The 12,947-nt window shown below is 33.4% G+C and carries 9 protein-coding genes; 6 read left to right on the forward strand and 3 right to left on the reverse strand.

Translation table 11 applies throughout. The features are described from left to right. The first annotated feature begins 262 nt into the window (after positions 1–262). Positions 263–1,939, forward strand: a complete 1,677-nt coding sequence (locus Q8L85_04125; protein ID MDP1723868.1) for a hypothetical protein — start codon at positions 263–265, stop codon at positions 1,937–1,939. 186 nt (positions 1,940–2,125) lie between these two features. Next, positions 2,126–3,697, forward strand: coding sequence for a hypothetical protein (locus tag Q8L85_04130; protein ID MDP1723869.1), 1,572 nt, complete (start codon positions 2,126–2,128; stop codon positions 3,695–3,697). Between the two features lie 69 nt (positions 3,698–3,766). Here the strand turns inward: Q8L85_04130 and pbpC are convergent, their stop codons facing one another. The 3 genes from pbpC to rho form a co-directional block, all read right to left on the reverse strand. After that, on the reverse strand, positions 3,767–5,803 hold the full coding sequence (gene pbpC / locus Q8L85_04135) for a penicillin-binding protein 1C (GenBank protein MDP1723870.1): 2,037 nt from the start codon (positions 5,801–5,803) through the stop codon (positions 3,767–3,769). Positions 5,804–5,900: 97 nt separating this feature from the next. Then, complete coding sequence (locus Q8L85_04140) at positions 5,901–6,647, reverse strand: hypothetical protein (protein ID MDP1723871.1); 747 nt, start codon at positions 6,645–6,647, stop codon at positions 5,901–5,903. A 182-nt stretch (positions 6,648–6,829) separates the two neighbouring features. After that, positions 6,830–8,086, reverse strand: coding sequence for a transcription termination factor Rho (gene rho / locus Q8L85_04145; GenBank protein ID MDP1723872.1), 1,257 nt, complete (start codon positions 8,084–8,086; stop codon positions 6,830–6,832). 719 nt (positions 8,087–8,805) lie between these two features. Between rho and Q8L85_04150 the strand changes: the two genes are divergently transcribed. Genes Q8L85_04150 through rsmG form a run of 4 tightly spaced genes read left to right on the forward strand, consistent with a single transcriptional unit; the run spans position 8,806 to position 12,939 of the window. Further along, positions 8,806–9,135 carry a (2Fe-2S) ferredoxin domain-containing protein gene (locus Q8L85_04150; GenBank protein ID MDP1723873.1) on the forward strand — a complete coding sequence of 110 codons (330 nt, stop codon included), beginning with the start codon at positions 8,806–8,808 and terminating at the stop codon, positions 9,133–9,135. Continuing rightward, on the forward strand, positions 9,135–10,436 hold the full coding sequence (gene mnmE, locus Q8L85_04155; GenBank protein ID MDP1723874.1) for a tRNA uridine-5-carboxymethylaminomethyl(34) synthesis GTPase MnmE: 1,302 nt from the start codon (positions 9,135–9,137) through the stop codon (positions 10,434–10,436). Before Q8L85_04150 ends, mnmE begins: the two co-directional genes overlap by 1 nt. A gap of 36 nt (positions 10,437–10,472) precedes the next feature. After that, complete coding sequence (gene mnmG / locus Q8L85_04160) at positions 10,473–12,338, forward strand: tRNA uridine-5-carboxymethylaminomethyl(34) synthesis enzyme MnmG (protein ID MDP1723875.1); 1,866 nt, start codon at positions 10,473–10,475, stop codon at positions 12,336–12,338. Position 12,339: 1 nt separating this feature from the next. Next, positions 12,340–12,939, forward strand: coding sequence for a 16S rRNA (guanine(527)-N(7))-methyltransferase RsmG (gene rsmG, locus Q8L85_04165; protein ID MDP1723876.1), 600 nt, complete (start codon positions 12,340–12,342; stop codon positions 12,937–12,939). The last annotated feature ends 8 nt before the right edge of the window (positions 12,940–12,947 follow it).

The raw sequence follows: 12,947 nt of genomic DNA on the forward strand, positions 1-12,947 counted from the left end.
TCAAAAGAAAAACAAATGAAATACGTATATTTTATTAAGATATGTCATAAACGCACCACAAATCTCGTGACCTCAAATTATGAGCTAATGTATCAGTGTTCTAAAAAAAAATAAAAACTGACTATACATTAATAAAACTATTGATTTTTATACTATTTAACATTGTCTTTATGATAAATAGATTATTTTCTTGACATGACAGCAATATTGTCATATTGTGACTTCATATTAAAATGTATTAATTTATTAAAAGGAAGTTAAAATGAGTAACAAACTAATATTATCTACAATTTTGGGCTTGACGTTATTGTGTCAGTCTACAGATTCCTATTCTGTAAATTGGCCCGTGATTGATAGTGATATTCAAACGCATGACCCAGTTATCAAAAAATTTATTGAAAATGCGAAAAATGAAAGATCTACGTTTCAATATATAGGTCATCAATTTAAAGTTCGTGGCGGCAATAATTATGCCATCGATCAAAACTATGATTTGTTTAATCATATCGATACTTTAGAAAATGCGTATTTAAAGGGTTATCACATCGAAATAAAACCAACAAGCGAAGAAGAAATATACAAAAATTTTGAAGAACGCTGCAAATACAAAATTATTATAACTAATAGAGATGATGTAACTTTTATCGAAGGTTTCCGTGTTTATGCGGCTGATAGCGATATTGCTCAACCACAACCAATTGTTGCTGATCAATTACCTAGCGTAGATGCGCCCCTTATCGAAGGTTGGTATAACAGACCATTAGGACGTGGTGCCCCTACAAATGTTGACCACAATGTCGTAAAAGGCTTACTAAACACATACAAAAATCATAACATCTTGAAACACGCTTTTAACCATATAAAAGCAGCTGATCTTGCAGATATTCAAGATCCTATTCTTTTTGCTGATTATATTCAAAAACATGGTCAAGTGTCAGCTAATGATGTTATCAATGCGATGAACGAAGATAAAGCACTTCTTCAAAGAGTAAAAAATTTAGGTGTTATCAGTGAAGGGCATGAAGAGCGAGGGCTTGATTTTGGTAACCAGCTTTCATATCCAACAGAATATATGAGTGACGCCATTAACTTAATCAGAAATCATCCGTCTCTTTTACGTGGAAAATTGGATGATGCTTTAAAATCTTCCAAAGGCGGTGACGCACATGCACTTTTACAAGCACAATTCTACATTGCGGCTGTTCAATCTTCTCAAAATGGATATAAACAACAATTTAGTACACTTCTTTCTAAAATAGGTGGGTTGTTCCATAAAAATTTACCAAGCAAAGAAAATGCACGAAACATCCTTAAGCAAACCCATCTTTGTGTAGATGGTGTTCTTTATACCCCAGCGCATAATTATGTGAAACATGGTGATGTTGTCAAAAAAATTAAACAACAAATTGCTAATTTACCAAATAATATGCAAGCACCTGGCGTTTATGAAAATATTTTCACAGATTGTTCCGGCTTGTCCATTATGGTCTTGCGTAAACTTTTTCCAGATAATGATTGGATTCAAAATGAACGCGCCATGTCATGGCATTTTGCTGCCGCTTATGACTATCTTAACAATGAAAATGCAGGCTATGACTATTGTTACATCAACGGTAATAAATTAAGAGTTGGTGGAGATTATTACAAAGATAATTGCAACATGGGCATTGCTAAAAAATTAGCTAAAATGTTAAAACCTGTGAACTATTACGCGAATCGTAAAGCAGGCGATATCCTTGTTCAACGCCATACCAATGGTAGTGAAGGACATGTGATGACGATTGTAGATCCATTTCCGAACCCACATAATTCAAACGAAGTAATTATTGCTGAAATGACGCGATGTTCAGGCAATTATCATGGCTTAGTCTTTAGAAAAATGTGGTTCAAAGAACCAGGAAATTCTCGTTTGCGTATCCTAAGACCAATATCAAACTAACTATCAAGTAAATATGAGGGGCTATTTAAGCCCTTCAGACATATTAATCAAAATCCTTTTTGACTTAAGTGTTGAAAAGGATTTTTTATTAAAAATAATAATTATTATTGTAAATAAATTGACATTTATTAATGTATAGTTCATAATTACTTTATTATTAATTTTAACTTAAATAAGGATTTTAAAATGTTTAAAAAATTACTATTATCTACAGTTTTGGGTTTGACGTTATTGTGTCAATCTACTAATTCTTTTGCTTGGGAATGGCCAGTTGTTGATAGCACTGAAGCAAATCACAAAATAGTTATTGAAAATTTTATTAAAAATGCAAAAAATGAACGAAAAGATTTTAAGTTTGTAGGTCATTTATTTAAAGTTCGTGGTGGTGATCATGATTATACAAACAAAAACACAACACTCTACCAAAAAGCAGATGAACTAAACAATGCACTTTTAAGAGGACAACACATACAAATAAAGCCGACGAGTGAGCGCAACATTTATAAACATTTTACAGAAAAGTGCTTATACAAAGTTGTTGTAAATGGCAGTACTATTGTTAAGGGTTTACGTGTTTATAATGCTGACGGTGATGTTATACAGCCTGAACAAGTAAATCGTAACAACAATGCTCATAATATTGTTCCTCAAAATAACAATAATATCAATGTATCAGCCCAGCAATCTCCACGCGTAAATCAAAACGTTAATATTGCGAATATACCAAATCCTTTTGAGAGGATGAATCCTGAGAGTGTACTTAAAGTTAAAAACATTGTTCAAGAATTTCAACAATCAGGACAATTAAGTGCAGCAACTAACATTGTTACAATTAAAGAAGGACGAGGCCCTGAAGCTAAGCAACTAATCTATGTAACGGATGCTCAACAAAAATTAGTTATAAAAGTTACGAACTCCAGAGGATCTTTTGAAGCAGCAAAAAAAGGAAAAACTGATGAGTTAAAATTCATTAACAACCTTAATCAAATTGCTTCAAATAATAACCTTGTTATTCCAAAAATAATTGTAGGACAAGAATTAATTAAAGTCGGAAATGATTATGCCGAGCTTCAAATATTGGCTAAAGGAAAAGCCATAGGAACGTTAGATATCCACGATATGAGCGATAATGATGTACAGACAATGTTTAAAGCTATGGGAACACAAATGGGTAATCTTGATCGTTTGCTTATAGCAAATCATATGCCCTTGTTGGAGCATCCTGATGGACATCCTCACAATTTCTTTTATGATAAAGGAACAAAAGAATTTTCATGGATTGATGTTGCTGGTGTATCGCATCCTAACAATGACCAAGCTGCTCAAATGGGAGATGGTTCTCTTTTTTCTCAAAAAGTTATAGATAGGCTTATAAATCGTGTCTTTATTCCTAATGGCGAAGGTCTTGATTGGGTAAGCAACAAAGATGTTTTTATTTCTGAATATGACCAAGATTACTATACTGATTTATTCAATCGTATAACCCCTCAAAAAATCTCGACCATAAAGAAAGAAATAAGAGAAGGTAGTACAGAGCCTAAATTTATTATTGAATCTATTTTAAAACTAATCCCAAAATTTTCACTTGCTGTTAAAAGTTTGGGTGAAGGGTACGTTCTTTCTTATCCTGAAGGTAAAAATTACTATAATAAGAACGTAAAATATGGTCAATTATACAATTATCTTCAAAATGCTAATGAGTTTCGAAAAATGATTGGCAAACTTGAAAAACCAATTTTTGATTTATTAGTTCGTTAAGCTTAATACTTAATTTTAAAATGACTTAACAAAACAGGAGTCCTGTTTTTATAAACGGACTCCTAAACTTTACTGATTCCAGCGTATTTCAATGTTAACTGAATCATAATTACCATTTTTATCTTGTAATGTTAAAGTGTAAAAACCTTCATCCTTAGGTAAAAATGTTAATTTTTTTTGAAACACATCAATATATTCTAATGAATTATTAACGTATAGACGATACGGCTTTTGACCTCCTTTAAAACGAATAGGTACCATGTCTCCTTTCGTAATCATCAATAAAGAATCTTTCTGTGGAAAGCTCATTTCAAATTTTGAAGCAATTACTTCTTTTTTAGACACGAGTACATGTTGTTTTAAAAAAGGTTTCAATTTAAAAGAATTGGGTATTTCATTAACAGGCATGTTTGATGAATGATTGTTAGATTTGGGCAATATATCAAAGACTTGCCTTAATATGGGCACAGCCAATTCAAAACCTGTTTTTTCATTCAATGACCCTTCTTTAGGCATTCCTACCCAAACACCAATTGTATATTGATCATTAAATGCGAGGGCGAGGGCATCACGATATCCATAAGATGTCCCTGTTTTGAGGGCAATTTTTTGATTATTTAGAAAAGAAAAAGGATTTTTTTCTAAAATTTCTTTGACCTTGATGGCTGAGCTTGGATAAAGCAAAAATTTAGGCGCTGCGGCTGTTTGGTTTTGCACATAATGAATATCAAAAGCCTGACCTTCTGTTGCAAAAGTACTGAAAATTTTAACAAGATCAACAAGCTTTAATCCAACACCACCCAACGCCATAGAAAGATTGGGCTTAACATCTTTGCTTTGAAATTCTGGATTAATACCAATGGACTTTAAAGCAGCATAAAAACGAATGGGCCCCAATAAATTGAGAAGCTCCACAGAGGGTATATTAAGTGATAATTGCAATGTTTCACTTGCTGACATAATGCCGTGATAGGCTCGATCAAAATTATGAGGTGCGTAAGCACCAAAATGTTTGCGTTCATCATGGAATAATGTTTCAGGTTCAATGAGCCCCTCATCAAAGGCGAGGCCAAAAATAAGTGGTTTCAACGTTGATCCAGGAGACCGTATCGCTTGGCAGAAATCATTTTGGCCTAATCGATCCTTATTAAAAAAATCTGTCGATCCAACATAAGCCACAATTTCATTTTTTTGATGATTATGGATAATGGCACATGCATTTGCATTTTTAGGAATGTTTTGAGACGTTTCTTTCAAAAGATGAATTAACTTTTCTTGAATTTGTTTATTTAAAGTTGTTTTAATTATTTTTGTTTCATCATGCAAACTATACGCTAAATGTGGTATTAAATTAGGGAAAATATGTCGTTTGGACGGTATTTTATCTTGAATGGCTGCTAAATATGTTTTTTCATCCAAAAAATTTTTCTGATGAAAAATATCAAGCGTTTGATTTCTTTTTTGTAAAGCTTGATTAGGATATCGATCGGGCCTTAAACGTGTAGGGGATTGTGGAATGGATATAAGCAATGCTATTTCGGACGTCAACAAACGATCTGGTTCTTTTTTAAAATAAGCAAGACTCGCTGTACGGACACCTTCTAAATTGCCGCCAAAAGGTACTAGATTCACATAAAATTTTAGAATTTCTTTTTTTGAGTAATGATATTCAAGTTGAAAGGACCTAAAAACTTCAATAAGTTTTGATAGATATGTCCTTGGACGAGGTTCAAGTAATCGTGCCGTTTGCATCGTTAAAGTTGATGCACCTGAAAAGATTTTACCTTTTGTGATATTTTGAAAAATTGCACGTCCTATAGCTTTAAAATCAACACCAAAATGCGTATAAAAATTTTTATCTTCTTTTTCGATGAGGTATTTTAAATAGTTTGGATCAATTTTATTAATATCAATAGGAATACGCCATTGATCGTCATTCGTTTTAAGGCAATGAATTAATTTTCCATTTATATCTTCAAACAACAGAGAATGATCTTCAAACCGTTTTAGATTAAGCGGAAAATAGGTATCAAGAATACGAAAAATAGTAAAACTAGTGATGCTTAGGAAAATAAGAATAAGGAAGATTTTTTTTAAAAATTTCATTATGTATCTTTTAAAGTAGGGTTAAAACATTTCCACCTTAAAAGATTATCGACATAAAGGAAAGAAAAAGAGGCCTAAAAAGGCCTCTAGAACAAAACTAAAGTTTTACTTTAATCCCTAAAGAAAGTGGTAACCCACCAATTTTCCCACGATTTCTTGAAAAGTCTTGTTTAAAATCAACTTTACCTGAAGATGTAGTTTTGTTTTTAATTTTCTGTCTGAGGCGTCCAGAGAATGTTTCAACCTTAGTAATAAAAGATACATTTTCGGATACAGGTACTTCAAATCCAGCGTCAACGCTCAAGCTTAAAGAATTTTTGTACTTAGCCCATAATCCACCAACAGCAACACCAATAAATGGTCTGAAATAATTATGCGCTTGGAAATAATATCGTGTTCCTAAATACGTACCAAACACATTTACGTCTTGTGATGCAAATTTAGGTTGAATCCATGCACCATTTAAAAGGTTAATACGATCATAAGTTTGTTTTTTTCCACCAATTTTAAAATAGGTAAATTTGGCTAAAATTTCCCAATTTTCCATAACACCATAAGCAGCTTCTAAAGATGGTCTAAATGATGCGTTCTTAGATCTAAGTTTATTTGTTTGAAAGAATGATTCCTTAGTGGTGTGGAATACACCTGGAGCAGTTTGAGTCGAATGAGTATAATTACCTTTTGTATAAATATCGTATTGCGATTTTGTTTTCGTCAATGCCATACCCGCAAATCCTGAAAAAGAAAATTGCCCTTTTTGAACTGACGCTGGCATTGTGTCGGCCGTTAATAAACTAGTTGAAAGCAAGAAACTGCCCAAAGTAATTAGAATTGTTTTTTTCATTTCAAAACCCTAAGATTGATTAAATATCACATATATCATTAATTTTAGGACAGGTCTACCTAACAAAACAGCATTATTTTTTATTCAACAAAGCTAATGTATATGAACAACAAAGACAGTTTTATTATTAAAAAACAATAAATAATTCAAAAGGTGCATAATAAAATGCACCTTTTTTTGTACTAGCTATTCATCGCTTCAAAGAAATCCTGATTACATTTGGAATCTTTCAATTTATCAATCAAGAATTCCATTGAATCTGTCGGCCCCATAGGCATCAGAATACGACGTAAAACCCACATTTTGGTAAGGGTTGCTTTATCGACCAACAATTCCTCTTTACGTGTTCCAGAACGCGTAATATCAATAGCAGGGAATGTGCGTTTATCAGCGAGTTTACGATCAAGAATAATTTCCGAATTACCCGTTCCTTTGAATTCTTCAAAGATAACTTCGTCCATTCGTGACCCTGTTTCAACCAAAGCTGTCGCAATAATTGTCATTGAACCGCCTTGCTCGATATTACGTGCGGCACCAAAAAAGCGTTTAGGACGTTGAAGCGCATTGGCATCAACACCACCGGTCAAAACTTTACCAGATGAGGGCACGACAGTATTATAAGCACGAGCGAGACGTGTGATTGAATCTAAAAGAATGACCACATCACGTTTATGTTCAACGAGTCTTTTAGCTTTTTCGATGACCATTTCTGCCACTTGGACGTGACGTGAAGCAGGCTCGTCAAAAGTTGAGCTAATGACTTCGCCTTTAACAGAGCGTGCCATATCAGTTACTTCTTCAGGACGCTCATCAATTAAAAGAACGATTAAAAAAATCTCTGGATGATTTTCAGTGATGGCGTGGGCAATATTTTTTAGCATCACTGTTTTACCAGTGCGGGGAGGTGCCACAATAAGTGCGCGTTGACCTTTACCAAGCGGCGCGATTAAATCAACAACGCGTGTTGTTAAATCACGATTAACAGAGCTTTCAAATTCGAGTGTAATTTTATCTTCTGGATATAAAGGTGTTAAATTATCAAAATTAATACGGTGTTTAACTTTTTCAGGATCTTGGAAATTAATTTGATTTACTTTTAATAATGCAAAATAACGTTCGCCTTCTTTAGGTGAGCGAATTTCACCTTCAACTGTATCGCCAGTACGTAAACTGAAGCGACGAATTTGTGCGGGCGATACATATATATCGTCAGGGCCGGGGAGGTAGTTAGAATCAGGGGAACGTAAAAAACCAAAACCGTCTTGAAGCACTTCAACGACGCCACTTCCAAAAATTTCAGTACCGTTTTCAGCCATTTGTTTCAAAATAGCAAACATCATATCTTGTTTACGTAAGGCGCTTGGATTTTCTATTTTGAGCTCTTCAGCGAGCGACAATAAAATTTCAGGTGATTTTTTTTTCAAATCTTGTAAATGCATTTCTCTTTTTTTCTAACCCTTCTTAGTTAAAACAGGTGATTGATTGTATGATGATTGAATTTTGACGCGTGATATATTGATGATTGATTGTCCAGATTGATATTTAGTCGGATGATTTTAGCCAGATACTATTTAAGTTGGAATTTCTTGACTCACTAAAGAACAACATAAGGTTGTATAGTTTATTTTGCAAGTCTTTTTTAAATAAATTTTTATTACTTTGTATTCAGTTCATGATTTATAAGCCAATTTTTTGTTTCAGCACCTTTTTTAAAACTGTAATGTACCATTTTAGAATTCGTACTTACCACACGATGACAGGGGATGATGATGGGAATTGGGTTTGTTCTGCATCCCATTCCAATAATGCGCGGATGAATGCCTAGTTTTTGCCCTAATTCTTTATAAGTGAGTGTTATACCATAGGGAATATTGCAAATACCTTCCCATATTTTTTGCTGTGTTACACTGCCTTTAGGATTTATTTTAAGATGGAATTTTTTTAAAGCTCCTTTAAAATAAAGATCAATTTCTTTTGAAAAATCAGTATGATTGCCCGGTATTTCTATTTCAAAAATGGCATTTTTTATGTTGTGGATTATTCCTTTCAGATGATATATATCAATATAATCTATAGGTGTTTTTAAAGTTTTTATTTCTAAATCTTGAATTATTGTATTAATTTTATTATACTCCTTAATCTAATATAGGTTTTTTTAATGATGCAGCCAAACTATACACACCATTTATTTTTTTGTACAAATACGCGCGATCCAGAGAATTCAAAAGGATCATGTGGGCAAAAATGTTCTATGCAGCTTAGAAATTACATGAAAACAAAAATTAAAGAAATGAATATTTCTGGTATTCGTGTGAATGCTGCTGGTTGTCTTGATGAATGTGATAAAGGTCCTGTTTTGGTTGTTTATCCTGAAGGTGTTTGGTATACAATTAACAATACAAATGATGTTGACGAACTCATTGAAAAACACATAAAAAATGGTCAAAAAGTTGACCGCTTACTTATTGATAAAAATATAGATTTATAATGACAGATACTATTTTTGCTCTTTCAACGCCACCTGGTCGATCAGCAATTGCTGTTTTTAGGCTTTCTGGTCCGCAATGCCTCTCTATTATTCAAAAGATGAGTCCAGATTTTAAAATCTTGCATCGTCACGCTCAATTTTTAAAACTTTATGATCAAGAGGATATCCTCGATCAAGCTTTAGTTCTTTATTTTAAAGCACCTTTCAGTTTTACGGGAGAAGAATCTTTGGAACTTCAGCTCCATGGATCGCCTGCCATTATTAAAAAAATGAGTGCTTATTTATCCTCTTTTCCTAAAACCCGTATTGCAGAACCTGGTGAATTTACAAGACGTGCTTTTTATAATGACAAATTAGATCTCGCTGAAATAGATGGTTTGTCATTCTTATTGCAAGCTGAAACAGAACATCAGCGTAAACTTGCATTGCGACAAATGTCTGGAGAGCAGGGACATTTATTTACGTCGTGGCGTGAAAAGCTTATCGAAATTCTCGCTTTAATTGAAGCTGATATAGATTTTGTTGATGGTGAAATTCCAGATTCAAATATAAAAATGTTTGAGAAAAATCTTGATATATTACGTCAAGAAATAACAGGATTTTTATCTACCTATAAAATCGGTGAAAAAATTAGGGATGGTATTACCATTGCAATTATTGGTGAACCCAATGTTGGTAAGTCAACGCTTATTAATAAATTAGCAAAACGTGATATGGCAATTGTTTCCTCTATTCCTGGTACAACACGCGATGCAATTGAAGTCCATCTTGATATTGATGGTTTTCCTGTCACTTTGGTGGATACGGCGGGTCTTTGTGAAACAACTGATTTAATTGAACAAGAAGGTATTAAAAAATCACTTTTTTGGAAAGAAAATGCTGATTTCATTATTCATCTTCAATCATTTCCTAAATATGAACTGCCTGATAAACCTTTGGATTCAACTTTATATGTTTTAAATAAAGCTGATTTGTGTGAAAGACATCAAGATATCCCGGCATGGGTAATCCCCATATCTTTGAAACAAAATCATGGCATTGATCATTTTTTAGCAGCTTTAAAAAATCATATTGCAACTCATTTTTCATTATCTTCAAGCCTTATATTGTCACATCAACGACAATTTGATTTGCTTCAAAAATCATTGCAATCAATGCAACAATTTGATCAACTAAAATCAATCGAATTAAAAGCTGAAAGTTTACGTCATGCGTTAATTGATTTAGGGCGTTTAACAGGTAAAGTTGATATTGAAGAAATTTTAGGGAAGATTTTTTCTTCCTTCTGTATAGGAAAATAATGTTTCACGTGAAACAAAAGAGTTAATAGGATTAATATGCTTATCCAAAAAATTACACAAAATTACGATGTCGTGGTTGTTGGTGGTGGTCATGCAGGGACTGAGGCAGCATCAGCATCAGCACGATTAGGCGCTAAAACTCTACTTGTTTCACATTCATATGAAACAATCGGTGCTATGTCTTGTAATCCTGCCATTGGCGGATTGGGGAAGGGCCATTTAGTCCGTGAAATAGATGCACTCGGCGGTTTAATGGGTCTTGCAGCAGACAAAGGGGGCATTCAGTTTCGTGTACTTAATCAATCAAAAGGACCTGCTGTTCGTGGTATACGCGCACAAGCTGATCGAAAATTATATGCATTGGCTGTAAAAGATTTATTAGCACAATATGATCATCTTGACATTATTGAAGATGAGGTTATTGGATTTGATAGTAACGCAGAAAACAGATTAACAAGTGTTACCTTAAATTTAAATGGTCTTGTGAAATGTGGCGCATCAATTATTACAACAGGCACATTTTTGCGCGGGATCATTCATCGCGGTAAAAACACATATCCTGCTGGTCGTATTAATGAAAATCCTGCCAATTTTTTATCAGCTTCATTTGAAAAGTTCAATTTTAATTTAGGTCGTCTTAAGACGGGGACGCCGCCACGCCTTTTAAAATCATCTATTAATTGGTCAATTCTTGAAGAACAAAAAGGGGATAATCCACCACCACCTTTTTCTTATTTGACCAAAGAAATTACAACACCACAAATCGCATGTGCGCTTACGTATACAAACAAGAATGCGCATGACATTATCGCCAATAATTTACAAGAATCTTCTATGTATTCTGGCCAGATTCAATCGATAGGACCACGTTATTGTCCATCAATCGAAGATAAAATTGTTAAGTTTCCAGACAAAGAAGTACATCATATTTTTCTGGAACCTGAAGGACTTGATTCAGATCTTGTATACCCAAATGGTATTTCAACGTCTATGTCAGAACCTATTCAAGATACTTTTATTAAATCCCTTGTTGGTCTTGAAAATGCTATTATTCAACAATATGGTTATGCCATTGAATATGATTATATCGATCCGCGTGAACTTAAACACAATCTTGAAACTAAAAAAGTTAAAGGCCTGTTTCTTGCCGGTCAAATAAATGGAACGACAGGGTACGAAGAAGCAGGTGCTCAAGGATTGATTGCGGGATTAAATGCAGCTTTTTTATGTAATAATGCTGAACCTTTTACATTGTCACGAACAGAATCATATATTGGTGTGATGATAGATGATTTGGTTACTAAAGGAACACTTGAACCTTATCGCATGTTTACATCGCGTGCTGAACACCGACTTGTTTTACGATCAGACAATGCTGATCAACGTTTAACGCCTTATGGTATAAAACATAGTTTCATATCTTCTGAACGCGTCAATCATTTTAATATCAAAATGAATGAACTTAATAAAATGCGTACTTATTTAGATTCTATTAAAACATCTTCAACTGAATTGTTAAAAATGGGTTTTGTTATTGCGCAAGATGGCAAGGTTAGATCCTTGCAAGAATTATTACGCAATAATGATATTACATTACCATTCTTATCTGATAAGTTTCCTGATTTGAAAAAACATGACAATGTATTGTTAGAACAAATTGATATTGAAGAAAAGTATCATTTTTATATTCAGCGTCAAAAAGAAGATATTGAACGTGTTACACGTGAAGAATCACTTATCATTCCTGAGAATATTGATTATACTTCTTTGGGTACCCTTTCTAAAGAAGAGCAGATGAAGCTCAAACAAATTTGTCCGCCAAATCTTGCTGCGGCTTCTCGTATTCCTGGCATTACACCTTCTGCCTTAACGTCATTATATCGCTACATCAAAAAGAAATAATATGAACAATCTGAAAAATGTTTCACGTGAAACAAAAAACAAAATAGAGCAATATGTCGAAATACTCCTTAAATGGAACCAAAAAATTAATTTAATCGGTAAAAGTACTGAATCAATTGTTTGGGAAAGACATATTGAAGATTGTTGGCGTTTACAAGAAATCATTCAAAATAAAAATGAATCAATCGTTGATTTAGGTTCAGGAGCAGGATTACCAGGATTATTATTCAGTCTCAACAATTACAATAATGTTACATTGATTGAGTCAGATTTAAAAAAAACGGCTTTTTTACGACATATTAAGGGGCAACTTAATTTAAATACAAAAATCATTGAAGATCGTATTGAAAAACATCTGGATATTCAGTACGATTGGGTTACGGCGCGCGCTTTTGCTTCTTTAATCGATATTTTGCCACTCGCCAAAAAGCTTTTAAAAGAAGAAGGCAAAGTCTGTTTGCTAAAAGGCACGAAAATAGCAGATGAAATAAAGGAAGCTCAACAAAAACATATTTTTGAGTTTCAACTAATCGAAAATCCTAACCCCAATTTTGGTCAAATAGTGATCATTTCAAAAATTGAAACAAAGAAAAATAATTAAAATGCCAA

The sequence above is a fragment of the Alphaproteobacteria bacterium genome (genome assembly GCA_030680745.1).
Lineage (GTDB): Bacteria > Pseudomonadota > Alphaproteobacteria > JAUXUR01 > JAUXUR01 > JAUXUR01.